General features: G+C 64.7%; 21 protein-coding genes. 12 read left to right on the top strand and 9 right to left on the bottom strand.

The genetic code is table 11. The features are described from left to right. The first annotated feature begins 76 nt into the window (after positions 1 to 76). From tcuA to BCCGELA001_RS28460, 4 genes are all read left to right on the top strand, one after another. Entirely contained in the window at positions 77 to 1,468 is a 1,392-nt protein-coding gene (gene tcuA, locus BCCGELA001_RS28470) for an FAD-dependent tricarballylate dehydrogenase TcuA (protein ID WP_060736840.1), read from the top strand. Further along, entirely contained in the window at positions 1,455 to 2,561 is a 1,107-nt protein-coding gene (gene tcuB / locus BCCGELA001_RS28465; protein ID WP_008557701.1) for a tricarballylate utilization 4Fe-4S protein TcuB, read from the top strand. Before tcuA ends, tcuB begins: the two co-directional genes overlap by 14 nt. A gap of 73 nt (positions 2,562 to 2,634) precedes the next feature. Continuing rightward, positions 2,635 to 2,793, top strand: a complete 159-nt coding sequence (locus BCCGELA001_RS38515) for a DUF5993 family protein (RefSeq protein WP_193409743.1) — start codon at positions 2,635 to 2,637, stop codon at positions 2,791 to 2,793. A 23-nt stretch (positions 2,794 to 2,816) separates the two neighbouring features. Beyond that, positions 2,817 to 3,368 carry a disulfide bond formation protein B gene (locus BCCGELA001_RS28460; RefSeq protein ID WP_144441515.1) on the top strand — a complete coding sequence of 184 codons (552 nt, stop codon included), beginning with the start codon at positions 2,817 to 2,819 and terminating at the stop codon, positions 3,366 to 3,368. 44 nt (positions 3,369 to 3,412) lie between these two features. On the opposite strand, the gene BCCGELA001_RS28455 is transcribed toward BCCGELA001_RS28460, so the two are convergent. After that, positions 3,413 to 6,817: an acyl-[ACP]--phospholipid O-acyltransferase gene (locus BCCGELA001_RS28455; RefSeq protein ID WP_060736838.1), complete on the bottom strand. Its 3,405-nt coding sequence runs from the start codon at positions 6,815 to 6,817 to the stop codon at positions 3,413 to 3,415. 678 nt (positions 6,818 to 7,495) lie between these two features. Here BCCGELA001_RS28455 and BCCGELA001_RS28445 point away from each other — a divergent pair. Further along, complete coding sequence (locus BCCGELA001_RS28445; protein ID WP_008557687.1) at positions 7,496 to 8,125, top strand: TetR/AcrR family transcriptional regulator; 630 nt, start codon at positions 7,496 to 7,498, stop codon at positions 8,123 to 8,125. 5 nt (positions 8,126 to 8,130) lie between these two features. Here the strand turns inward: BCCGELA001_RS28445 and BCCGELA001_RS28440 are convergent, their stop codons facing one another. From BCCGELA001_RS28440 to BCCGELA001_RS28430, 3 genes are all read right to left on the bottom strand, one after another. Next, a complete protein-coding gene (locus BCCGELA001_RS28440) occupies positions 8,131 to 9,444 on the bottom strand; it encodes a GGDEF domain-containing protein (RefSeq protein WP_008557686.1) in 1,314 nt (437 codons plus the stop codon). Between the two features lie 365 nt (positions 9,445 to 9,809). After that, positions 9,810 to 11,114, bottom strand: a complete 1,305-nt coding sequence (gene pncB, locus BCCGELA001_RS28435) for a nicotinate phosphoribosyltransferase (RefSeq protein WP_060736837.1) — start codon at positions 11,112 to 11,114, stop codon at positions 9,810 to 9,812. Positions 11,115 to 11,196: 82 nt separating this feature from the next. Then, on the bottom strand, positions 11,197 to 12,123 hold the full coding sequence (locus BCCGELA001_RS28430; protein WP_008557671.1) for a LysR family transcriptional regulator: 927 nt from the start codon (positions 12,121 to 12,123) through the stop codon (positions 11,197 to 11,199). A gap of 93 nt (positions 12,124 to 12,216) precedes the next feature. Here BCCGELA001_RS28430 and pcaH point away from each other — a divergent pair, with 93 nt between their 5' ends. Together pcaH and pcaG are read left to right on the top strand one after the other, a co-directional pair. Continuing rightward, positions 12,217 to 12,999 carry a protocatechuate 3,4-dioxygenase subunit beta gene (gene pcaH / locus BCCGELA001_RS28425; protein ID WP_060736836.1) on the top strand — a complete coding sequence of 261 codons (783 nt, stop codon included), beginning with the start codon at positions 12,217 to 12,219 and terminating at the stop codon, positions 12,997 to 12,999. A gap of 3 nt (positions 13,000 to 13,002) precedes the next feature. Then, the gene (gene pcaG / locus BCCGELA001_RS28420) at positions 13,003 to 13,629 is read left to right on the top strand and encodes a protocatechuate 3,4-dioxygenase subunit alpha (RefSeq protein WP_008557645.1); all 627 of its coding nucleotides are present in this window, start codon (positions 13,003 to 13,005) and stop codon (positions 13,627 to 13,629) included. 20 nt (positions 13,630 to 13,649) lie between these two features. Here the strand turns inward: pcaG and BCCGELA001_RS28415 are convergent, their stop codons facing one another. Together BCCGELA001_RS28415 and BCCGELA001_RS28410 are read right to left on the bottom strand one after the other, a co-directional pair. Next, a complete protein-coding gene (locus tag BCCGELA001_RS28415; RefSeq protein ID WP_008557644.1) occupies positions 13,650 to 14,261 on the bottom strand; it encodes a LabA-like NYN domain-containing protein in 612 nt (203 codons plus the stop codon). A 288-nt stretch (positions 14,262 to 14,549) separates the two neighbouring features. Continuing rightward, positions 14,550 to 15,464 carry a helix-turn-helix domain-containing protein gene (locus BCCGELA001_RS28410; RefSeq protein WP_060736835.1) on the bottom strand — a complete coding sequence of 305 codons (915 nt, stop codon included), beginning with the start codon at positions 15,462 to 15,464 and terminating at the stop codon, positions 14,550 to 14,552. A 50-nt stretch (positions 15,465 to 15,514) separates the two neighbouring features. Between BCCGELA001_RS28410 and pobA the strand changes: the two genes are divergently transcribed. Beyond that, the gene (pobA, locus tag BCCGELA001_RS28405; RefSeq protein ID WP_060736834.1) at positions 15,515 to 16,687 is read left to right on the top strand and encodes a 4-hydroxybenzoate 3-monooxygenase; all 1,173 of its coding nucleotides are present in this window, start codon (positions 15,515 to 15,517) and stop codon (positions 16,685 to 16,687) included. Positions 16,688 to 16,896: 209 nt separating this feature from the next. On the opposite strand, the gene BCCGELA001_RS28400 is transcribed toward pobA, so the two are convergent. The 3 genes from BCCGELA001_RS28400 to BCCGELA001_RS28390 all read right to left on the bottom strand — a co-directional run bounded on the left by BCCGELA001_RS28400 (position 16,897) and on the right by BCCGELA001_RS28390 (position 21,035). Then, on the bottom strand, positions 16,897 to 19,047 hold the full coding sequence (locus BCCGELA001_RS28400; protein WP_060736833.1) for an adenylate/guanylate cyclase domain-containing protein: 2,151 nt from the start codon (positions 19,045 to 19,047) through the stop codon (positions 16,897 to 16,899). Between the two features lie 18 nt (positions 19,048 to 19,065). Next, positions 19,066 to 19,734 (bottom strand): hypothetical protein, encoded by a 669-nt coding sequence (locus tag BCCGELA001_RS28395; RefSeq protein WP_060736832.1) that lies wholly within the window; start codon positions 19,732 to 19,734, stop codon positions 19,066 to 19,068. A gap of 185 nt (positions 19,735 to 19,919) precedes the next feature. Further along, positions 19,920 to 21,035 (bottom strand): HD domain-containing phosphohydrolase, encoded by a 1,116-nt coding sequence (locus BCCGELA001_RS28390; protein WP_008557615.1) that lies wholly within the window; start codon positions 21,033 to 21,035, stop codon positions 19,920 to 19,922. A gap of 256 nt (positions 21,036 to 21,291) precedes the next feature. Here BCCGELA001_RS28390 and BCCGELA001_RS28385 point away from each other — a divergent pair, with 256 nt between their 5' ends. From BCCGELA001_RS28385 to BCCGELA001_RS28370, 4 genes are read left to right on the top strand one after another with little or no spacing between them, the layout of a single operon-like run. Further along, entirely contained in the window at positions 21,292 to 21,615 is a 324-nt protein-coding gene (locus BCCGELA001_RS28385; protein WP_008557613.1) for an STAS domain-containing protein, read from the top strand. Continuing rightward, positions 21,615 to 21,980 (top strand): response regulator, encoded by a 366-nt coding sequence (locus BCCGELA001_RS28380; RefSeq protein WP_018317043.1) that lies wholly within the window; start codon positions 21,615 to 21,617, stop codon positions 21,978 to 21,980. Before BCCGELA001_RS28385 ends, BCCGELA001_RS28380 begins: the two co-directional genes overlap by 1 nt. Then, the gene (locus tag BCCGELA001_RS28375) at positions 21,977 to 24,055 is read left to right on the top strand and encodes a chemotaxis protein CheA (protein WP_060736831.1); all 2,079 of its coding nucleotides are present in this window, start codon (positions 21,977 to 21,979) and stop codon (positions 24,053 to 24,055) included. The genes BCCGELA001_RS28380 and BCCGELA001_RS28375 overlap by 4 nt, the downstream gene beginning before the upstream one ends. After that, positions 24,055 to 24,516, top strand: a complete 462-nt coding sequence (locus tag BCCGELA001_RS28370) for a chemotaxis protein CheW (protein ID WP_008557601.1) — start codon at positions 24,055 to 24,057, stop codon at positions 24,514 to 24,516. Before BCCGELA001_RS28375 ends, BCCGELA001_RS28370 begins: the two co-directional genes overlap by 1 nt. Positions 24,517 to 24,544 lie beyond the last annotated feature (28 nt).

The raw sequence follows: 24,544 nt of genomic DNA, 5'->3' as shown, positions 1-24,544 counted from the left end.
ACGCAATGTCGGACATGACTGGATTGAGGCTGCTGACGGAGAATGTCTCTAATTCGCGTGCCATCGGGCAGACGACATGAATAACAAGTACGATGTCCTGGTGATCGGCGGCGGCAACGCGGCGCTGTGCGCGGCGATCGCGGCGCGCCGCAGCGGCGCGTCGGTGCTCGTGCTCGAAGGCGCGCCAAAATTCTATCGCGGAGGCAACACCCGCCACACCCGCAACATGCGCTGCGCCCATGATGCCGCCACCGAAATCCTCACCGGCCCCTATACCGAGGAGGAGTTTTGGGAGGATCTGCTGCGCGTGACCGGCGGTCAGACTGACGAGGTGCTGGCCCGTCATATGATCCGGGAGTCCAAGGACATCCTGAACTGGATCGTGGAGCAGGGCGTTCGCTGGCAGCCCTCGCTCGGCGGCACGCTCAGCCTCGGCCGCACCAATTCCTTCTTTCTCGGCGGCGGCCGGGCGATGCTGAACGCGCTCTACCTCACCGCGGAGTGGCTCGGCGTCGAAGTCGCATACGATGCCGAAGTCATCGATCTCGTGATCGAGGACGGCATGTTCCTGGCCGCACGCCTCAAGCGGCCGATCAACGGCGAGACCGAGATTCGTGCCACCTCGCTGGTCGCGGCGGCCGGCGGATTCGAAGCCAACATCGAATGGCTCAAGCAATATTGGGGTGAGGCCGCCGACAACTTCCTGATCCGCGGCACGCCCTATAACCGCGGCTCGATCCTGAAGATGCTGCTCGACAAGGGCGTGCAGGAGGTCGGCGATCCCACCCAGTGCCATGCGGTGGCGATCGACGCCCGCGCGCCGAAATTCGACGGCGGCATCATCACGCGGCATGACTCCGTGGTGTTCGGCATCGTCGTCAACAAGCACGCCCAGCGCTTCTACGATGAGGGCGAGGACATCTGGCCGAAGCGCTATGCCATCTGGGGCCGGCTGGTGGCGGCGCAGCCGGACCAGATCGCGTACATCATCTTCGACTCGACCGTCGTCACGAGCTTCATGCCGACCCTGTTCCCGCCGATCGCCGGACAGACGGTGGCCGAACTTGCCGGCAAGCTAGAACTCGATCCGGCTGCTCTGGAAAAGACCATCACGGAGTTCAACGCCGCGGTGCGGCCCGGGACCTTTGATCATACGATCCTGGACGACTGCGTGACCGAGGGCATCACGCCGCCCAAGACCCATTGGGCGCGCAAAATCGAGACGCCGCCTTATCTCGCCTATCCCGTGCGGCCCGGCATCACTTTCACCTATCTCGGCACGCGCGTGAACAAGGAGGCGCGGATGCTGATGGCGGACGGCAAGCCATCGGCAAACATGTTCGCGGCCGGCGAGATCATGGCTGGCAACGTGCTCGGCAAGGGCTATGCGGCCGGCATGGGCATGACCATCGGCAGCGTGTTCGGACGGATCGCGGGACGGGAAGCGGCAAAACATGCACGGAACTAGAATCCTCGACGAAGCCGACCGGCTGATGACGGTCTGCAATTCCTGCCGCTATTGCGAGGGCCTGTGCGCGGTGTTCCCCGCCATGGAGATGCGCCGCGCCTTTTCCGACGGAGACCTCAACTATCTCGCCAATCTCTGCCACGGCTGCGGCGCCTGCTATGTCGACTGCCAGTTCTCGCCGCCGCACGAGTTCAACGTCAACGTTCCGAAGACGCTGGCGGTGGCGCGCGCAGAGTCCTATGCAGCCTATGCCTGGCCGCGGGCGCTCTCAGGCACATTTGCGCGGAACGGCCTCGTCATCAGCATCGTCGCTGCACTCAGCATGGCCGCGTTCATCCTCGGCTTCGCGGCCCTGAACGACCGCAGCGTGCTGTTCGGCGTGCACACCGGCCCCGGCGCGTTCTACAAGCTGATGCCGCATAATGTCATGGCCGCGCTGTTTAGTGCCGCCTTTCTCTATGCCGTCTTTGCGCTGATCATGAGCGTGCGCGCCTTCTGGCGCGACATCGGTCCACCCGTAGGCGGCCGCGCCGACGGCGGCTCGATCGTCCAGGCGATCCGCGATGCCGGCGAGCTGCGCTATCTCCATGGCGGTGGCGTCGGCTGCTACAATGAGGACGACAAGCCGACGGACCGGCGCAAGCTCTATCACCACCTGACGTTCTACGGCTTCATGCTCTGCTTTGCCGCGACATCGGTCGCGACGCTCTATCATTATCTGCTCGGTCGCGAGGCGCCGTATCCGTGGTGGGACCTGCCCGTGGTGCTGGGCACGCTCGGCGGCGTCGGCCTCATCGTCGGGCCGATCGGCCTGTTCATGGCCAAGATGCGGCGCGATCGCGCGCTGCTCGATGAATCCAGATACGGCATGGATGTCGGCTTCATCGCCATGCTGTTTCTGACCGGTCTCACGGGCATGGCGCTTTTGCTCCTGCGCGAGACCCCTGCAATGGGGCCGCTGCTGGCGCTGCATCTCGGCGCGGTGTTCGCGCTGTTCGTCACCATGCCCTATGGCAAGTTCGTGCACGGCATCTATCGCTTCGCGGCCCTGGTGCGCTACGCGCAGGAGCGGCGGAGCGAAGCCGGCTCTTGAGGGCCGTGTGGCGCTGATTTATCCCTTGAGCCGTTCGCGAGGGTTTGCGAATCGCGCCAAGGAGCCCGCGCTCATGTACATGTTTCTGCCCTTTCTGCTGGCGCTGGCGGGCTGCACCTGCGCCTGGCGTTCGCGCGCAGGCCTGAGCTATGCGCTCTGGACCGCAACGATCGCCATCACCGTCGCCTGGTTCTTCCATCATGCGACCGATCCGCTCAAGTTCTCGTTCTGACCGCGCGATAGATGGAAACGACAATGGGCGGACACCGATCGGTCGGCGCGATCCTGAACATGCTGGGACTGCTCGGGATCTCTTCGATCCTGGCGGTCGCGTTCTATTATCAACTTGCGCTCGGCGAATTGCCGTGCCCGCTCTGCCTGTTGCAAAGGGCCGGGTTCATCGCGATCGGCATGGGCTTCCTGTTCAACCTGCGCCTCGGCGAACGACGCTCGCACTACGCGATGATCCTCATAGCCGGCGTCATCACCGGCTTCATCTCGTTGCGGCAGGTGTCGCTGCATCTCGCCCCCGGCGATCCCGGCTACGGCTCGACGCTGTTCGGGCTGCACTTCTACACCTGGGCGCTCATCGCGGCGGTCGGGGTGGTCTGCTATGTCGCGTTGGTCCTCGTCCTGAAGGATGTAGCTGGCGAACGGGACGGAGATGCGACGATGGGCGGGCCGGCGTCCAACGCGGCGTTCGCGATCTTCACCCTGCTGGTCGCCGCAAATCTCCTGTCCACCGTGCTGGAGTGCGGCGCGGGCCAGTGCGAGGACAACCCGGTCCGTTATCTTCTGCTCAAATGATGGACCGTCGCACCGGGCATATGCCGGTGCGACGGTCGTAACCCTTACGCCACCTCGCGCTCCGGCGGGGATGCCTGCTCGCGGGCCATCGTCGTGGCCGTGACATAATCGGTCTTGCCGGTGCCGAGCAGCGGCACCTTGTCGACCACCATGATCGTCGCGGGCACCGTCAGCTCGGATGCGCCGATCGCCTTGGCCTGGGCCTGCATTGCGCTGCGCTCGGCATTCTTCTCCGTCGTCAGCAGCACGATGCGTTCGCCCTTGCGCTGGTCGGGGATCGACACGGCGACGGAGGCTGCCTGCGGCCATAGCGACGCGGCGATGGCTTCGACCGCCGACAGCGAGACCATTTCGCCCGCGATCTTGGCAAAGCGCTTGGCGCGGCCCTTGATGGTGATGAAGCCGGCCGCGTCGATCGCGACGATGTCGCCGGTGTCGTGCCAGCCTTCGGGCAGCTTTTCGAGCACGCCGGGATTCTCAGCCCTGAGATATCCGAGCATCACGTTCGGTCCGCGCACCGAGAGTCGGCCGCCTTCCTCGATGCCGGGGACCGGATCGAGGCGGCTTTCCATCAGCGGCGAGAGGCGGCCGACGGTGCCGGGACGGTTCGCCATCGGCGTGTTCATCGCCAGCACGGGCGCCGTCTCGGTGACGCCGTAGCCTTCGAGAATGCGGATGCCGTAGCGCTCCATGAACACCTGGCGGGTGCGGTCCTTGACCGCCTCCGCGCCGGCGATCACGAGGCGCAGGGTGCGGAAGTCGTAGGCATGCGCCGAGCGGGCATAGCCGGTGAGGAACGTGTCGGTGCCGAACAGGATCGTGGCGCCGGTCTGGTAGATCAGCTCGGGCACGATCCGGTAATGCAGCGGCGAGGGATACATGTAGATCGGAATGCCCGCCAGCAGCGGCATCATCATTCCGCCGGTCAGTCCGAACGAATGGAACACCGGCAGCACGTTGAACACCTTGTCATTGGCGTTGGCGTCGACCCGCGCCAGCGCCTGCGCCGCATTGGCGAGGATGTTGCGGTGGGACAGCACCACGCCTTTCGGCGTGCCTTCCGAGCCCGACGTGAACAGCACCACGGCGGGATCGTTGGCCTGGCGGGCGACGCGCGGCGTCGTGCCGGCAAGCAGGCCCTTGATCTTGTCGGCGATGCCGATCGAGGCACGGACGTCCTCGAGATAGACCACGTGCGCCTCCGCGGAGATCGCGGTCATCAGCTTGTCGAGCTTGCCTTTCTCGATGAAGGCCTTCGAGGTCAGCACGGTCTTGACCTGCGCGGCCTTCATGGCGGCGAGGACATTGACCGGACCGGCGGAGAAGTTGAGCATTGCCGGGACGCGGCCGCTATTCTGCAGCGCCATGAAGACGACGGCAACGCCGGCCGAGTTCGGCAGCAGCACGCCGACATTCTCGCCGGCCGCGGTGCCGGCCTCGAGCTTGCGGCTCAGGACCTGCGCGCCGAGGATCAGCTTGCGATAGGTCAGCTTGGTGCCGAGCGCATCCTCGATGATGACCTTGCCGGTGTCGCGGTCGCGATAGGCGTGACCGAGCGCTTCGAATAGGGTGTGATCGAGCATGGCGTTCTTGACCATCGCGTCGATCATCACGTCCTGGAGCGCGGCGCCCGCGGCGTTGCGGCGGGCCTTGCCCTTCAGCGCCGGATCGACCGGTAGCTTGACCGGCGGCAGGATGGTGACCGTGACGCGCGGGAACCAGGAGCGCTTGACCTGACTGCTGTTGAGATAGCTGAGATGCGAGCGCTGCGCGCCTTCGATGCGCACCGGCACGACCACGGCGTCAGCCTTGTCCGCGATCATCGCGGTGCCGTCATAGACCTTCATCAGCGAGCCGGAGACGGTGATGCGTCCTTCCGGGAAGATGACGACGGGCTCGCCCGCGGCGACGAGCTTGATCAGGTCGCGTGCGGCGAGCGGCTTGCTCGGATCCATGGTGTAGTGCTTGACCGCGCGCAGGAAAGGCTTGGCCCACCAGGCCTTGGAGATGCCGGTATCCACGGCGAAGCTGGCGTCGATCGGCAGCACGGCGTGCAGCAGAGGGCCGTCGATCAGGCTGACATGGTTGGGCGCGATCAGCATGCGCGTGCCCGCAGGCGGGAGATTCTCGAGCCCGCGCACCTCGGTGCGGAACAGCGCGCGGAACAAGAGGCCGCCGGCATCGCGCACGCCTTCCTTGCCCCATTTGGTGAGGACGAACCACACCGCGCCGAAGCTGGCGACGCCGAGGCCGAAGAAGATCCAGCCGACATGCAATCCCGCCGCCTGCAGCAACGCGACGAACAGCGAGCCTGCTACCATGAAGGCGGCCTGCATCACGTTGCCGGCGGCGATGATGCGGGCGCGTTCGGACGGCACCGACCAGGCCTGCACGGCGGCAAAGGAGGGCACGACGAACAGGCCGCCGCCGAAGGCAAAGGCGACGAAGTCGAGCATCATGCGCAGGCCGGCGAACGAGGTCGCGAAACTGCCTGCGGTGATGTCCTGGCCCTTGGCGGTCACGCCGATGGCCCAGGCCAGATCGAGGCCGGCACAGCCCATGATGATGGCGCCGATCGGCACCAGCGCGAGGTTCGGGCGAACATGGCTCAGGCTGGCGGCGAACAGCGAGCCGATGGCGATGCCGATCGCGAAGATCGCAAGGCACAGCGTCACCACGCCTTCGGTGCCGCCGACGACGTCCTTGACCAGCGCCGGCAGCAGCGACAGCACGATCGCACCGACCAGCCAGAACCAGGAGACGATCACGGTGCCGTCCCACAGCCGGTGATCGGCATGCAATGTCTTCAACAGGCTGAGCGTCGAGGTCCAGGGATTGGCATCGACGCGCAGGTCGGGTGCCGAGGGCGTCGTCTGCGGAATGCGAGCGGCGAACGCCCACGACAACAGCGCCAGCGCGACCACGGCCGATGCGACCCAGCCCATATGTGCGGAGCCGGCCACGAACTGGCCGCCGGCGACGGTGCCGAGCAGGATGGCCATGAAGGTTGCGCCTTCGACCAGCGCGTTGCCGGTCGCGAGTTCGCCGAGCTCGAGCTGGTCCGGCAGCATGGCGTATTTGACCGGGCCGAACAGGGCGGCGATGGTGCCGAACAAAGCGAGCGCCGCGAACAGCAGCGGCACCGAATGCAGGAAGAAGCCGGCCGCGGCAAAGCAGGCGGCGAAGATCTCGACGAATTTGAGCCGCCGTGCGACGACGGATTTGACGTATTTGTCGGCGAGCTGGCCGCCGAGCCCGGACAGGATGAAATAGGGGAAGATGAAGACGGCGCCTGCCACCGTCACCAGGGCATCGCCGTGGCCGGTCGCGGCACTGTAGAGCAGGATGATGACAAGCGCGTTCTTGAGCACGTTGTCATTGAGCGCCGAGAAGAATTGCGCCCAGAACAGTGGCGCGAAACGGCGTGAAGACATCAATTCCCTGATCATGACTAGTCCTGTTTGTAAAAGGCAGCCTGAGGTTCGTTACGGTGTCTGTGGAGCGTCACGACCGGAAGGATATGGGACGAACAAATGCCAGTGCGGCGGTGGTCACCGGCTGCTCTGTCCCCTCGATCCCTCTGATCCTGTTGGTCTCCATCCGGTCTCGTAAGGTTCGCAAATATCTGGTCGTGGCCGCCGTGCGGGCGGAATGGTCGTGCTCGGCGGGGTATCGCGTGGGGCGATGAGGAAAAGCTAAACCGCATCGCCAAGACTCATGGGATCGGCTGCGAATGTCCGGAGATGGTAATTCCTTCCTTGCAACCGGATCTTGCATTCGAGCCGATCGGAACGTGGCAGCTGTGCGCCTCAGGTAAGATGGGCAAGGTGGCGAAAGGGCGAGAAGCGGCCGAGCAGGCTGAACCGGCGGCCGTCGTGACGCGCACGCGCACGGCTCGCCCGCCACATCCGGAAGGTCGCCCGCCGCTCGGCGAGCACGCCGGCGATGTCGCAGGCATTGGCGATCCGATCGATCGGGGTCATGGCGAACCGCAGCAGGGCCCGGCCGAGGCCGGTCACGAGAGCGGTGGCGTCATCGACGAAGGTGAAGGCGATATCAACAGCAAGGGTTTGCATTTTGCAGGTCTCCAGGTTAAATTGAACAATGTTCACATGAGTAGCTTGAAAATGAACAATGTTCAAGAAGAATCGCTGCGGGAGCAGAAAAAAAATCGGCGGCGGCTCCAGATCGTGGAGATCGCCCGCGGCATTATCTCGTCTAAGGGATTGAGATCATTGAAGGTTCGTGACGTCGCGGAGGCCGCCGGCTGTTCGGTCGGCAGCGTCTATAATGAGTTCGGCGACTTCGACGGGGTCATCCTGACCGTCAATCGGGAGACGGTTCAGGCGCTCACAGCGCAGCTCCGCGCCGTTCCTGCCGAGGATCCCGTCCGCCAACTCTATGGTCTTGCCGCGACCTATCTCGACTTCTTTGCAGGCCACGCCAACCTGCTGCGGTCGCTGTTCGAGCACCGGATGGAGGACGATCGTCCTTATCCGGACGACATCCTCCAGATGGTCATGGATGCGTTCGCGCTGATGCATCCACCCCTGGTGCGGCTATTGCCGGACGCGGATGACGTGAAGATCGCGCTGCTGTCGCGCACGCTGTTTTCCGCGGTGCATGGCATCATCTCGCTCGGCCTCGAGGAGCGCATGGTGGCCGTGCCGCCGCAGATGCTGCACCAGCAGATCGAGCAGTTCGTCGACGCCCATCTCGCCGGCCTCGGCATTTTGCCTCTGCGGCGTCCCAAGTGAGCGCTTCAGCCTCGCGCCGCGACGGCCTCGCGCGGGCGTGGCCCCACGACGACGACCTCCGCTCGTCCGCGATCGACCTGAACGCGGTTGCGTCCCTTTTCCTTGGCGCGGTAGCAGGCGGCATCGGCCCGCCGCATGGCATCCTCGAGCGTGATGCTGCGGTCGGCGATGCAAGCGACACCGATGCTGGCGGTCACCGCGAAGCAACGATCGTCCCAGGCGAAATTGAACAGCTCGAGTGACCGGCGCAGCTGCTCGGCGAGATCCATGACATCGATCGGCGAGCACTGCGGCAGGATCAGGCCGAATTCGTCGCCGCCGAGCCGGGCCACCAGATCATGCGGCCGCCGGTCCCGTTGCAGCAGGTTTGAGATCTGGCAGAGCAGGCGGTCGCCGGCGAGATGGCCGAAGCCGTCGTTGACGCTCTTGAACTCGTCGAGGTCGAGCAGGATCAGTCCGAGCGGACCGGCCGCAACGTTGTCCAGCTCGCTTTGCAGGCGCGCCTCGAAGGCGCGGCGATTGGCGAGACCCGTCAGCCAGTCGTGCGAGGCCTGCCAGGCCAGGCGCTCCTTCTCGGCATGCAGGGCGTCCTCGAAGGCCTGTCGTTGCTGCACCAGGCGTCGCGTGTGCCAGATCAGAAGCAGGATCAGCATCGCGGCGGTGGCGATGTTGATAAAGGTCAGCGTCACTTTGATCGTGCGGGAGCCTTCGCCGAGCACGGTGGAGAACCTGTTGGCGTGCACCGTGAATTGTGCGTTGAGCTCGGAGAGCCGCGCGGACAGGACTTGCAGGCGTTTGACGTCCTGAATGGGCCCGTTCTGGAGCTCGGACCGGATAACCTCCCCGAACACGCTCAGCTCCAGCAGCATGGGATCGGTGGCAGCCCATTCGCGGATTGCGTCCTGGAGGAAGCTGACGCGGTTGAAGTAGCGAAATAGCCAGATCAGTCCCGGCACGTCCTCGGGATGGTTGCCGCCTTGCAGGAAGCCGATGCGAGCAGCTTCGGCGTCGACCGGGTCGCGCTCGAGCGCCCAGCGCGCGAACTCGTCGCCGATGGGGACGGCAAGGGAGGCCTGATATTGCGCGAACTGGCTTGGCTCGCCTGAATGCAGGTAGCGGTTGAGGAAATAGACGGCGTTCTTCTGCGAGCGCGACCACAGCGCCTCGCCCGCCACATAGGCACGGACCGACGACATCACCTCGAGGCTGAATCCCGCGATTGCCGCCTGGAGCAGGACGACCATCACGAAAGGCGAGACAAGCTTGATGACGTGAAGGAAGCTGTCGCCCTTCGGCGACGTCGCGGTTCTGCGAAACACCCTGCGTTCCCCAAATCGATCAACGATCCCAACGGAGCGTCGCGCCTGCAACGCGAAGTAGAGCGCATGGTTGCTTAACTCGACCTGAAAAGCGCGGGGGACCGTGCCGGACGGTGAAAGTAATGTGACGTGGATGTGCGCAGATCGTTTCAAATGCCGCGAAATCGCAGTTTGCCCGATATCGGCTAACAATGCTCGTCATTGCGAACGCAGCGAAGCAATCCACACCGTTCAGCTGAGGCAGTCGGGATTGCTTCGTCGCGTCGGCGCAAAATTGCTTCGCAATTTTGTCGCGAGCTCCTCGCAATGACGGCGGATGAGCGCTACACGATCTCCGTCGTCGAGAGAGTCTGGTGTGCTTGCTGCTACACCAGCACCGGCTTGCGCACGCGGCCGGCATCGCCGAACACGCGCAGGTAACGCTCGATCTCCGAGGGCAGGCCGGTCGCCTTTTCCGGATTGTCGGAGAGCTTGACGGCCGGCTGGCCGTCGACCGACGACACCTTGCAGACCAGCGAGATCGGATCGAGATTGAACGAGCCGTCCGGCGCGCAGCCGACGAAATCGTTGGTGAGGTTTGTGCCCCAGCCGAACGAGAGCCGCACCCGGCCGGCGAAGTGGTGATAGGTCTCCTCGATCGAGCCGACGTCCATCGCGTCGGAAAAGACGAGGAGCTTGTCCTTGGGGTTGCGGCCCTTCTTCTGCCACCAGGCAATGATCTCCTCGCCGGCCTGGATCGGCGGCGCGCTATCGGGTCGGAAGCCGGTCCAGTCGGCGACCCATTCCGGCGCATCGCGCAGGAAGGCTTTCGTGCCGAAGGCGTCGGGCAGCGCGATCAGCAGATTGCCGCCGTAGGTCTGGCGCCATTGGTCGAGGATGCGATAAGGCGCCCAGCGCAATTCCTCGTCGTCCCTGGCGAGCGCGGCCGCGACCATCGGCAGCTCATGCGCGTTGGTGCCGATGGCCTCGAGGTCGTTGTCCATCGCGAGCAGCACGTTCGAGGTGCCGATGAAGGACGAGCCAAGGCCTTCCTTGACCGCCTCGACGCACCAGCGCTGCCACAGGAAGCCGTGGCGGCGGCGGGTGCCGAAGTCGGACAGCCGCAGATTTTCCAGCCTGCGCAGCCGCTCCACCTTGGTCCACAGCTTGGCCTTGGCGCGGGCGTAGAGCACGTCGAGCTCGAAGCGGCCGCGGCCCTTCATCGCCGCGCGCGAGCGCAGCTCGTTGAGGATCGCGAGCGCCGGAATCTCCCACATCGTGGTGTGCGCCCAGGGGCCGTGGAAATGCAGCTCGTACTGGCCTTCGACCTTGCGCAGCTCGTATTCGGGCAGTCGGAATTCAGCCAGCCAGCGGATGAAGTCCGCCGAGAACATGTGGGTCTTGCCGTAGAAGGTGTTACCGGCAAGCCAGATCAGCTCCTTCTTGGTGAAGCGGATGGTGCGGGCATGGTCGAGCTGGGCGCGCAGCTCGCCCTCGTCGATGATCTCGGCGAGACGGACATGGCGCGAGCGGTTGATGACCGAGAAGGTCACCTGCTGATCCGGGTAATCTTCCCGAATCATTTGCAACATCAACAGCTTGTAGAAATCAGTATCAAGCAGGCTGCGGATGATCGGATCCAGCCGCCAGCTGTGATTGTAGGTTCGGCTCGCAATGTCGGTCACTGTCATGGGGCGATTTTAGCGTGGCCGCCCCTGCGCAACCAGTGGGTTTGGCGGGATTTAGGTTTTCCGCAGGCGCGGGCTCCGTCGCTCAGGCGGCCGCCGTCGCGGCGACGGTCTCGAGCTGGCTCCTGATCCAGCGATGAGCCGGGTCCTTCTGATAGCGCTGGTGCCAGACCATGAACATCGGCAGCTCGGCCAGCGTTCGCGTGCGGGACGCCAGCGGAATCCGCGCTTGCGCGAAGCCGCGCATCACGCCGGAGGCGAGCAGGCTCGGCATGCTCGCGAGCATTTGCGAGCCGCGCAGAAACGACGGCACGCCGGAAAAGCTCGGCACCGAGATCGCGATGTCGCGGTGGAATCCGTTGGCGGCGAGCCGGCGATCGAAGTCGAGCCGCTCGTTGTCGGTATAGACCACGGTGATGTGGCGCGCCGCGAGATACGCGCCGCGGCCGGCCGGCGCGTTGCGCGCCTTGGCGTCGTAGTAGCAGACGTAGTGATCGCTCAGGAGTCGCTTCTGCACGATGTCGACACCGGACGGCGGCAGTGGCGTGATTAGCAGATCGCAGCGGTTTTCACGCAGCATCGCGGGCGAGGGCGATTGCGAGGGGATCACGCGCAAATTCAGGCTCTTCACTTGCGCGGCGACATGATCGAAGAACCGCGGCAGCAGCAGGTCGCGCTGGAAGTCGTTCGCGGCGACCGTCAGCGAGAGCTGCGCGCGCGGCGGCTCGAACGCAGTGCCACCGGCAAAGCTGCGCATCTCGTCGATCAGGGCGCGAGCCTTGCCGGCCAGCGCCTGGGCATGGGCGGTTGCGACGATGCCGCGGCCGGACTTGGCGAACAGCGGATCGCCTGCGATCCGCCGCAGCTTGTTTAGGGCGTGACTGACGGCCGATTGCGTCAGGCCGAGCCGCGTGGCCGCCGCGGTTACCGAGCCTTCTTCCAGCACGGCGAGGAACAGCTCCAAGGCGTGGCCATCGAGAGCCAAATGATCGATTTCCTTCATGTAATTCATTATAATCGATCTATTTATCTTGAGAATAGATCGTCCCATGATCTCTCGACAAGCCGAGCGCCCGGATGGGCGCCAGAGGGAGAGACAACGCCGATGAACGCCCAGGCGCCAGCCCTGCAGGATCCCCGCCTCAACCGCCCCGAGCCGTTCACGCCGCGGGACGGCGGCTTCTTCCAGCGCGATCGTTCCATCCATCCGCCGGCGCATGCGCCCGGCTACAAATCCTCGGTGCTTCGCTCGCCGCGTCAGGCGTTGTTGTCGCTGGAGAATTCAGTCTCGGAGATCACGGGCCCAGTGTTCGGCCACAACGATCTCGGCCCGCTCGACAACGATCTGATCCGCAACTACGCCAAGGACGGCGACCCCGTCGGCGAGCGCATCATCGTCCACGGCCGCGTGCTGGACGAGACCGGCCGCGGCGTGCCGAACACGCTGGTCGAGTTCTGGCAGGCCAATGCCGGCGGCCGTTACCGGCACAAGAAGGACACCTATCTGGCGCCGGTTGATCCGAATTTCGGCGGCTGCGGCCGCGCGCTCACCGACGACACCGGCTACTACTATTTCCGTACGGTGAAGCCGGGCCCCTATCCCTGGCGCAACTTCGTCAACAGCTGGCGCCCCGCCCACATCCATTTCTCCGTGTTCGGCTCGGGCTTCGCGCAGCGGCTGATCACGCAGATGTATTTCGAGGGCGATCCCCTGATCCCGGTCTGCCCGATCCTGACCACGATCCCGGACAAGGACGCGCTCGACCGTCTCGTGGCGCCGCTCGATCTCAACGCCTCGACGCCGTTCGACTCGCTCGCCTACCGCTTCGACATCGTGCTACGCGGCCAGCGCTCCACTTATTTCGAAAATCGCTCCGAAGGAAACTGAGCAATGCCACAGCCGCTCAACTACCTCAAGGAAACCGCCTCGCAAACCGCCGGTCCCTACGTCCATATCGGCCTGATCCCGGCGATGGCCGGCTTCGACATCTTCGAGAAGAACTTCTCGAATGTCCTGGTGACGCCGGGCACCAAGGGCGAGCACATCACGCTGGAAGGCAAGGTGCTCGACGGCACCGGCACGCCGCTCCGCGACGTGCTGCTTGAGATCTGGCAGGCCAATGCGGTCGGCCGCTACAACCATCCGGCCGACCGCTCCGCGGGTGCGCTGGAGCAAGGGTTTCGCGGCTGGGGCCGCGCCGGCTCCGATTTCGAGAGCGGCCTCGTGACCTTCGAGACCGTCAAGCCCGGCGCGATCACCGACAGGGCCGGCCGCAAATGCGCGCCGCACGTCAATGTCTGGATCGTCGCGCGCGGCATCAATATCGGGCTGAACACGCGGCTCTATTTCTCGGACGAGGAGGCCGCCAATGCCGCCGACCCCGTGCTCAACCTGATCGAGCCGCCAGTGCGCCGCAAGACGCTGGTGGCTGCGCGCAGCGAGCGCGCCGGCAAGATCGTGTATTCCTTCACGATCAATTTGCAGGGGCCGGACGAGACGGTGTTCTTCGACGTGTGAGCGCGGCTGCCGTCCCGGGATCATTCCACCCGGTCGTCGCGATTGATCGCTCCGCGCTGGAGGAATTGCGGTAACTTGCGCATCTCGCGCGCTACTGGCCGCTCGGCCGGATCGCGGCCCACTTGCGGCTTCAGTTCTGCCAGATCGATGAAGACGTCAGCCTGTCGGCGCAGGTCGTCAGCGATCATGGGGGGCTGAGTGGAAAGCGTGGAGACGACCGTCACGCGGACACCGCGGCGCTGCAACGCTTCCACCATCGAACGGAAATCTCCGTCCCCTGAGAACAACACGATCTGATCGACATGCCTGGCGAGCTCCATTGCGGTTACGGCAAGCTCGACGTTTATGCTGCCCCGCAATTTGCGGCGGCCGGTCGTGCCGTCGAGGAACTCCTTGGTGAGCTTGGTGACGACCGTGTATCCATTGTAGTCGAGCCAGTCGACCAAGGGGCGGATCGACGAATACTCCTGATCCTCGACGACGGTCGTGTAGTAGAAGGCCCGCAACAACGTGCCTCGGCTTTGGAATTCACCAAGCAGACGCCTGTAATCGATGTCGAAGCCGAGCGCTTTGGCGGTGGCATGGAGATTGGAGCCGTCGATAAAGAGTGCGATCTTCCCAATCGAAGGCATTCTGCTCAAATCCCCAGTTCCGCACGAAAGCCGCCGGTCAGTCGCCGGGGCGCGGTATGTCGACGGCACAACACTCAAGCCGCCGATGGCTTGCTGAAAAAAGCGGCGCAGACGACCGGACAGGTATGGCCGCCTTGCGCCAAGGTTAGGGAGGTCCCATGCCACCAGCGCCAGGGCGCCGAATGCCGCCACGCTAAGGCGGCCGCGCTCCCCGCTCAATTGTACGGAGGTAAACGGGCGCTATCCAAAGGATGGGACCCTATATACGAAGGTAAGTGGCAGCGAGGTCTATCGCGATTTCGCCGCCTCGCCATGGAGCTGCGCCCGAAAAGCGCGCGGCGATAGGCCCGTGGCCGCGGCATAGACGCGGCTGAAATAGGCGGGGTCCTCGAAGCCGAGCGTATAGGCGATCGTCGAGACCGGCAGGTTGGTGTAGACGAGGTTGCGCCGCGCCTCGCGGATCAGCCGGTTGAGGATCAGGTGCGAGGCGGTGTCGCCGGTCGCCGCCCGCGTGATCCGGTTCAGATGCGTCGGGGTGACCGACAGTTCCCCGGCATAGTCGGCGACGCTCCAGCGCTCCAGATGGTGCTGCTCCAGCAGCGCTTCGAAGCGGCGGAACAATCCGGTTTCTGACGAACCGTTGCCGCCGCTTTCGCTCGTGAGGGCGCGCGCCACCAGCCCGATCATGGCCGAGGACAAGGCGCGCAGCACATGCGCGCGGCCGAAATCGCGCGCGGCGTGCTCGGCAAAGATCTGCTTCATGGTGGTGCGGATCTGCGGCGTGCCGCGCACAACGGCCGATCGCGACAACGCAGCCCGCAAGCCTTCCGCGGCGAGCAGCGTCTCGTCGAGAATTTCCGCGGCGATGGTCAGCACCCAGCCTTGAGTGTCAGGCACGAAGCGGAAGCCATGGACATGGCCGACCGGCACGTTGACGATCTGCATCGGCTTGAGCGGCACCACGCGGCCGTCGAGCGTCGCCTCGCCCCCGCCGCGCTCGATCAGCAGCACCTGATGCAGCCGGGCATGGCGGTGCACGGCCAGCGTCCAGTCGTGCAGCACCGAGCGCGACGCGATGGTCTCGCAATGCACGACATCGGGCAGATCGCCGGACTCGCCGAAAAGATTGTAGACCCGGATCGCCGGGGCAGGGGCTGCGCTCCTCATGTTCGAATAGTACAAGACAAAGGCGAAACCCTCCATCGGTCCGCGGCGCTGGATCTGCAAAAAAGTGCCGACGGGAGGACGCAAAAATGAAAGTTCAGGTCTGTATCATCGGCGGCGGACCGTCAGGGCTGCTGTTGTCCCAACTCCTGCATCTGCAGGGCATCGATACGGTCGTGCTGGAGAAATACAGCCGCGAGCATGTGCTCGCCCGCATCCGCGCCGGCGTGCTGGAACACGGCTTCGCCAAGCTGATGCGCGAGGCGCAGTGCGGCGAGCGGATGGACCGCGAGGGCGAAATCCACCACGGGTTCGAAATCGCCCATGCCGGCGTGCTCTCCAAGATCGATCTGCACAAGCATTCCGGCGGCAACTCGGTGCTGGTCTACGGCCAGACCGAGCTGACGCGCGACCTCTACGAGGCGCGCGACCGCCTGGGCGGCAAGGTCGTGCACAATGCCGAAGACGTGAGGCCGCACGATCTGACGTCGGACCGTCCCTATGTCACCTATCGCTCGAACGGTGAGACGATCCGCGTCGATTGCGACTATATCGTCGGCGCCGACGGCTTTCACGGTGTCAGTCGCAGGTCGATCCCGAAGGACGTGCTGCGTGAATATGAGAAGGTCTATCCGTTCGGTTGGTTAGGGGTGCTGTCGCGCACCAAGCCGGTGTCGCCCGAACTGATCTACGTCAAGCACGAGCGCGGCTTTGCGCTCTGCTCCCTGCGCTCCCAAGTGCTGAGCCGCTATTACGTCGAGGTGCCGCTGACGGACAAGGTCGAGGACTGGAGCGATGACGCGTTCTGGGCCGAGCTGAAGCGCCGCCTGCCGGTGGAGGTCGCCGATCGCCTGACCACGGGTCCGTCGATCGAGAAGAGCATCGCGCCCTTGCGCAGCTTCGTCGCCGAACCGATGAGCTATGGCCGCCTGTTCCTCGCCGGCGATGCCGCGCATATCGTGCCGCCGACCGGCGCGCGCGGGCTCAACAGCGCGGGCTCCGACATCTATTATCTCTATCACGCTCTGCTCGCGCACTACCAGAACGGCGACGATTCCGGCCTTGCCGGCTATTCCGCCAAGGCGCTCGCGCGGATCTGGAAGGCGCAGCGCTTCTCCTGGTGGATGACGATGCTGCTGCACCGCTTCCCGGACCGGCTCGACTATGAGGATCGGCTGCAGCAGACGGAGCTGGACTATCTGCTGTCGTCCGAGACGGCGCAGCGCCTGCTCGCGGAGAATTATGTGGGACTGCCGTTTTAACGGGATGATCTCGCAGCGCGCGATGGTGCCTTTCCTTCTCCCCTTGTGGGAGAAGGTGGCGCGAAGCGCCAGATGAGGGGTTGCTTCAGCGAACTCCACTGCGAGCGGTTCACGCGCGGAAAGGTACCCCCCACCCGTCTCGCCGCTGCGCGGCGAGCCACCCTCTCCCATAAGGGGAGAGGGGAAGGCAGCGCGCTTGGCCGTCGTCGCTACTTACCTTCCAGCGTATTGACCGGCGTCCATTCGGGCGGGGGCGGGTTTGTGGCGAACGCCCGCGCGCGCTTCGCGAACATGGACGAGACAGGATCGATGCTTGCCACTTTCTCGAACGCTTCCGCCGCGGTGGCGAAATTCCTTGTCCGCCAGCAGGCCAGCCCTTCGGCATAGGCTGCGGCCACCTTCGCCTGCAAGTCGCTCTCGGCGCCTTGCTCCGCCATCGGCTCGAACACCCTGATTGCCTCGCCGCGTCCCTGCACCCTGATCGCATCGAGCTCGCGCCAGGCGAACGTGTCGCCGGTCTGCGCCATCGTGGTTTCCGATGCCATGATCGCGGTGGCGTAATATTTGTTGGCGCCTTCGAGCCGCGAGGCCACGTTCACGGTGTCGCTCATGACGGTGTAGTTGAAGCGGCGGCGCGAGCCGATATTGCCGACCACGGCTTCGCCGCTGTTGAGGCCGATGCGATGCGACAGACCGTGGCCGGCGAAAGCGGGATGGCTGGCATTGAGCTCTGCGAGCTTCTGGTGACATTTCAGTGCGGCACGCACTGCATTGCGCGCATGTGCGGGATCGTCGGCCGGGGCGCCGAACATGGCGACGATGGAATCGCCGATATATTTGTCGACATAGCCGCCATGGGCTTCGATGATGTCGGTCATAGCTGACAGATATTCGTTCATCAGCGTCACCAGCTCGCCCGGGGTCATCGTTTCTGCAATGGAGGAGAAACCGCTGAGGTCGGAGAAGAACATGGTGACGTTGCGCATCTCGCCGCCAAGCGCCGGCATCTTGCCGGAGGCCACCATGGTGTCGATCACTTCGGGGGCGAGATAGAAGGCGAAGCTCTGGCGCAGGAAACGCTCGTCACGATCGGCCAGCACGAAGCGGTAGCCGATCATCATCGCGAGCGCGGCGAGGCTCGCGAGCGCGGGCTCGGTCAGCGGCAGCGCGAGTGCATGAACGAACGCTCCAACCGCGATAGCGGCGTAAACCGCGGTGAGGCCGAGCCAGGCCATCAGCGCGCCGCCCGGCGCGAGCATGCAGGCCACGCACGCAATGACGAGCGCGAACGCGACCGTGAGAATGCTCCGCGCGGGAAAGCCAAGCTCCGTCACCGCATCGCGCTCGATCAGGTTGCGCACGACGGTGGCATGCACGAAGACGCCCGCGACGGCGCTGCGCGCGCGTTGCGCGGCCCGCTCGGGCGCGGGCAGGGCGCAGCGCGCCCCCGGCGTCCCGTCATATCCGCCGGACAGGCGCATCGAGGTGAGCTTGCGGTCGTCGAAATTGAGGACGCTGCCGAGCAGCACGACCTTGCCGTCGAAGGCGCGGCGAAAGAAGTCGCGGTCGCCCTTCTCGACGCAGGCGCGCAGGTCGGCGAAGGAGAAGGTCGGAACGTCACGGCCCAGCCCACGAAAGTTGAGCGTCAGCGTGTTCGGCACCGCGCTCGGGATGGCATAGCCGGACAGTTCGGTCGCACCCGACGCCGCGATCTCGGGCGTTGCGCCGAGCGCGCGGGCGGCGAGCTCGACGGCCATGGCGGGCACCGGCTTGCCGTCGACGGAGAAACTCAGCGGCATCCGGCGGATGACATCGTCCGCGTCGGTGTGGACGTTGAGCGCGCGGATGTTGGTCCGCACCGCCAATTGCTGCGCGCGGTAGGGCCGCTCCGGATGGTCGTGGCTCAGGATCTCGCCGAGCACCAGCTTGCCGCTGTCGGAGAGCTGTCGCAGCGCGATCAAATAGTCCCGGTCGAACCCCCTCATGCGCGCGCCGAGCGGCGCCTCGCCAAAGGGAATCTCGGATTGCTCTATCGAGCTCGGAAAGATGACGTCGTAGCCGATGACCTTGGCGCCGCCCTCGGTGATGCTGCCGAGCACCCGTCCGATCTCGCGCGTCCAGGTCTGCGTCGGCGATCCCTTGAAGGGCGGCGTGTCGTAGGTCTCGCCGTCGATGGCGACCACGACCACCGGCGACGTCGCGGGATCGCGGCGCTCGCCGACCAGCTTGGCGCGCAGCGCCGTGAGGATGTCGAGCGAGAGGCCTTGCAGCGTCTGGAGCGGTGGGGACGTGAAGATCGCGCCCGCCAGGAGCGCAATCAGCATCGCTGCAAAGATGTCCCGTCCCCCGATCCGCCGCATCGCGCCGTTGCAGGCCGTCTATTCGAGACGCAGCAGGCGGCCGATGATCGGGGTCGGCGAGGTGGTGGCGCTGGCATCGACCAGGAAGGTGTAGCGCTTGGCTCCGACAATGGCGAGATAGCTGCCGCCCGGGGTCAGTGACTTTCCGGCCTTGGCAAAATCATAGAACTTGTTGCCGACCATGTTCTCGCCCTTGAGCGATACGCTGATCGTGGGCTCCTTGCCGTCGGTGCGCTCGATCACCAGCGTGCTGCCGGCTTTGGCTTGCACCAGCGGGGAGACGCCGTAGAGCGTCGGCAGCTTGGCCGGACCGCCCTTTGCATCAGCTCGCATGGTGCGGAAGGTCGTCGCCGCGCTCTGGTTCGCCTGGCGCTCCGGGAGTCTTGCCGCATTGGTATCGCACGGCACCTGTTCGCGTTTGATCTCGCCCAGCTGCACGGTGCTCTGCTCGGCCCCGACAAGGACGACGCCCTCGCTGATGGTCTCGCGCTGGCAGGATTTGAGGTAGCTGAGCGTGATGCTGGCCTTGGGCCCGAGCTTGATGATCTTGCCCGGCGCCACATAGTCCATGAACGCGACGCCATCGACCTTGCCTTGGACGTCCTCGACGATCGCGGCAGGTGTCTCCGCCACAGCGGGGGCCGCAAGACAGAACGCGCCGACAAAGGCGCCGATCAGGCTTCTCATGGGAGTTCTCATCCAATTCGACGATGTTACCGGTGCCCGGTCCCGGTTCGATGCTTAGCAGGGGCTGCCCGGGATAAGTGTGACCAGAATCACTCAGTGATTGGTGCCACTCTAGCAGCAACCGGTTCAAACCGGCGACCAGAGAAAAAACCAAGCTGTCGCAAGGTGTTGGCGGATTGCTCCCGTCAGGCGGCCGGCACGGCCGCGGTCGGATGGCCCGCACTCTCTACAGTGGGAGCAAGAGGAGCCTCGGTCCTCTGAAAAGCGATCGTCCGCTGGCCGGCAATCTCGATCACCTCGTCCCAGCGCGACAGGAAGGCCTCGACGCAGGCCGGATCGAACTGCCGGCCCTTGTTCTCCACCAGGTAGTCGCGCGCCATCTCGAGCGGCATCGGCTCCTTGTAAGGCCGCCGGGTGGTCAGGGCGTCGAAGACGTCGGCGACCGCGACCACGCGCGCGGCGATCGGAATCGATTCGGCTTTGAGGCCGCTCGGATAGCCCGCGCCGTCCCAGCGCTCGTGATGACCTGCGGCAATTTGTGCACCGAGCTGGATCAGTTCGCAGCCGGAGTCCGCCAGGATCCGCTCGCCGATCGCGGCATGCGTCCTGATCACCGCCATCTCCTCGTCGGTGAGCCTGCCGGGCTTGAGCAGGATATTGTCGGGAATGGCGACCTTGCCGACGTCGTGCAGCGGCGCGGCGAGATAGATGTCGCGGCAGAGCCGGGCCGGCAGGCCGAGCTGCTCGGCGATGATGCGACTATAGCGGGCGACTCTCAGGGTGTGCTCGCCGGTGTCGTTGTCGCGGTATTCGACCGCGAGTGCGAGGCGCAGGATGATCTCCTCCTCGCGCTCGCCGAGCATTCGCGTGGCCGCCGCGACTTCGCTGGCCAGATGTGCGGCACGATCGTTGAGCTTGCGCACGGCTGCACCGAGCTGAATCAAATTCCGCAGGCGCACCGTCATCTCGACGCTTTGCGGAGCCTTGGGCAGGAAATCGGTTGCACCTGCCTGCAGCGCTTCCATCTTGAGGTCGTCGGTCTGCCGCGAGGTGATCATCGCGATCGGGATGTCGGCGCAGCCGGGCAGGGACCGGAAGACACGAATGAAGCTGATGCCGTCCATATGCGGCATCTCGTAGTCCACCAGCACGAGGTCGAAGACGCGCTCGCGCGCGCAGGCCAGCGCCTCCACCGGATCGAGGAAGGTCGTGGCCTCGACCCGGCCTTCGGCTTCGATATGGCGTTTCAGAAAGTTGAGGACGGAGCGGCTGTCATCAACCAGGAGCGCTTGGGTGAGCATCGGTGGCCGGGCTCTGTTCGCTGGCAAAGGCACGAACCCCACGCATAACCCGGGCGAATTTAACGCGAAGCAAATGAGGAACACGTGCACATCGGGCTGCCGCAGTACGTAATTTCACGGAGCTGTGCACGTCTGCAGGCACTTGCGCGAATTCCGACAGAATGTGACCCGTAGTTGTACGGACCATCGCGTTAGGGTTTTGCTCACTCGATTCACGTCAAACGTGTAGCGGAATTTTAGCAATAGCGGGGCAGCGATGGCGCTCAATCCCACGGAGCCGAAGTGGTCGTTGCGGTTACCCGCTGATTGCAGCATCGCGGCCATTCGCAGCGTCTATGACCTCATTCGCGAGGCGTTCGGACGCCAGCAGCGGCTCGAGATCGACTGTTCGAACGTCGACAAGGCCGACGTGACGTCGATCCAGCTTCTGCTGTCGACCGCAAAGACCGGCGAGGCGCAAGGCCGCCCCGTGGTGCTGACCTCCATCTCCCAGTCTTTCCGCAACACCCTGCACCGCGCCGGCTTCGCCAGCGAGGCGATGATCGATCAGCACTTCCCGCAAAAGAAAGATGGCATCTGATGGCCACGATCCTGACCGTCGACGATTCTCCCAGCATCCGGCAAATGATCAAGGTCGTGCTCGAGCCGGCCGGTCATAGCGTGATCGAGGCCGGCGACGGCGCGCAAGGCCTCGCCAAAGCCCAGGCCGGCAAGCTCGACCTCGTCATCACCGACCTCAACATGCCCGTCATGAACGGGCTGGAGCTGATCAGGGCGCTGCGCAAGCTGCCGAGCGCGGTCGGCATGCCCATCGTGTTCCTGACCACCGAATCCAACGACACGGTGAAGCAGGAAGCCAAGAGCGCCGGCGCCACCGGCTGGATCACCAAACCGTTCAAGCCCGAGCAGCTGCTCGCCGTCGTCGGCAAGCTGGTGCGTGCATGAGCGCAATGGACCCGACCGAGGTCTTTCGTCAGGAAGCCAGCGAACTCTTTGAAGTTCTTGAAGGGGCTCTGCTCGATCTCGGCCAGCGTCCAGACGACCGCGAGCTGGTCGATTCCGCCTTCCGCGCCCTGCATACGATCAAGGGCTCGGGCGCCATGTTCGGCTTCGACAAGGTCGCCTCTTTCACCCACGAGTTCGAGACCGCCTTCGACCGTGTCCGCAAGGGCGAGATCAAGCCGACGCAGGAGCTGATCTCGGTCGCGCTCGCCGCCAAGGACTATATCCGCGCGCTGATCGAGGATCCGCAATCGACCGACGACGTCATCGGCGAGGCCATCCTCGACGACCTCAAGCGCTTCGTCTCATTCGACCATCCCTCCGCTCCGGTCGCCGAGATCACCGAGGCGCCGCCGCTGGCTCCTGCCGAGAGCAAGCAGGCCGGCTGGCACCTGTATCTCGAATTCGAATCTCACATCCTGCGCAACGGCTCGAATCCGCTCGACCTGCTGGAAGATCTCTGCAAGCTCGGTCCCTGCTTCGTGGTCCCGATCACGGACGGCATCCCGTTCCTCGACGAGATGGAGCCGGAAGACTGCTATCTGAAATGGGACGTCAAGCTGCACGCGGCCTGCGACAAGGACGCGATCGACGACGTCTTCATGTTCGTCCAGGACGAGATGAAGCTGACGCTCTCGCCTCTGGAAGTCGTCGAAGCGCCCGCGCCTGCGCCGCTGTTCAACCTGCTCGACGAGGAGCCGCCGGCCCCGACGGTCGAGATGCCAGCCCCGGTGGTCGAGGTCGCTGCCGCGCCCGCCGTCGAGCAGCCCATCGCAAAGACCGAGCAGAAATTTGAATCAAAGCCGGACACCAAGCCCGAGACCAAACGCGAGGAACGCGGCATCGCCACCGTTCGCGTCCAGGCCGAACGCCTCGACGAATTGATGGACCGCGTCGGCGAGCTCGTCATCGCCCAGGCGCGGCTGACCCAGCTCGCCTCGTCCGGCTCGGATCTCTCGATCAAGATGATCGCCGAAGAAATCGAACGCCTTGCCTCCTCTTTGCGCGACACCACGATGGGCGCGCGCATGGTGCCGATCGGCTCGCTGTTCGGCCGCTTCCGCCGCCTGGTGCACGATCTGTCGCGCGACCTGTCGAAGCCGGTCGAGTTCGTCACGTCAGGCGAAGATACCGAGCTCGACAAGACCATGATCGAGTGCCTCGCCGATCCCTTGGTCCATTTGATCCGCAATGCCATCGACCACGGCATCGAGGACAATGCGACCCGCGCCGCCAAGGGCAAGACCGAGCAGGGCCGGATCGAGCTCGCCGCGGTCCATTCCGGCGCGCAGGTGCTCGTCACCGTCAAGGATAACGGTGGCGGCCTCAACACCGCGCGCATCCGTGCGAAAGCGGAAGAGCAGGGGCTGATCGCAGCCGGGGCCGTGCTCACCGATCACGAGATCCATCAATTCCTGTTCCACCCGGGCTTCTCGACGGCGCAGACCATCTCCGCGCTGTCCGGCCGCGGCGTCGGCATGGACGTGGTCAAGCGCACCATCGAGAACATGCGCGGTTCGATCGACCTGTCGACCAGGCCGGGCCAGGGCACCACGGTCACGCTGCGGCTGCCGCTGACGCTGGCGATCATCGAGGGTCTCCTGATCCGCGTCGGCGAAGGCCGCTACATCATTCCGCTGTCGGCGGTTGAGGAGTGCGTCGAGCTCACCGCCGATGACGAGCGCTCGCGCGGCCGCAACTTCCTCAACGTGCGCGGCAATCTCGTCCCCTTCCTGCGCTTGCGCGAGCTTATGGCGGCATCGGGATCGCCGGACCGGCACCAGAAGACCATCATCATCTCGACCGGCGAAACCAGGGTCGGCCTCGTCGCCGACCAGATCATCGGCAACCACCAGACCGTGATCAAATCGCTGTCCAAGCTGCATTCGGACGTCACCATCTTCTCCGGCGCCACCATTCTGGGTGACGGCACGGCGGCGCTGATCCTCGACGTCGCGCAACTGGTCGCGCTGGCGCAGTCGAAGGTCGAGAAGCAGCATATCAACGAGGCGGCGTGATGAACGACGGACTGTCAGGGGAACATCAGCCGGGCGCGAGGCAGGTCGTGATGATCGGTCTCGGTGAGGAGAAGTTCGCACTCGATGCGGGCCTCGTCCGCGAGATCATCGATCCCGTGCCCGTGACCAAGGTCGCGGGCGCGCGCGCCTTCGTTCCCAGCGTCATCAACGTGCGCGGCAACGTCATTCCGCTCGCCGATTTGCGCATCCGTTTCGGCATGCCGCAGCTGGAGGCTTCGGCCGACACGCGCATCGTCGTCATCGAGCTCGAGCTCGACGGTGAGCCGGTTCTGGTCGGCGTCACCGCCGACAAGGTCTACGAGGTCACGGAGATCTTGCAGGCCGACGTGCAGCAGACGCCGCGTGTCGGCATGCACTGGAAACCGGAGTTCATTCGCTTCATTGCGAAGTGGCGTGAAGAGTTCGTCATCGTTCCGAACATGGAACGCATTCTGAATTGAAATGAGATCTCGGGGCGAGATCGGTAGG

The sequence above is a fragment of the Bradyrhizobium sp. CCGE-LA001 genome (assembly GCF_000296215.2).
GTDB lineage: Bacteria > Pseudomonadota > Alphaproteobacteria > Rhizobiales > Xanthobacteraceae > Bradyrhizobium.
Note: the sequence above shows the minus strand (reverse complement) of the source record. Positions and strands in the feature narration are given on the sequence as shown.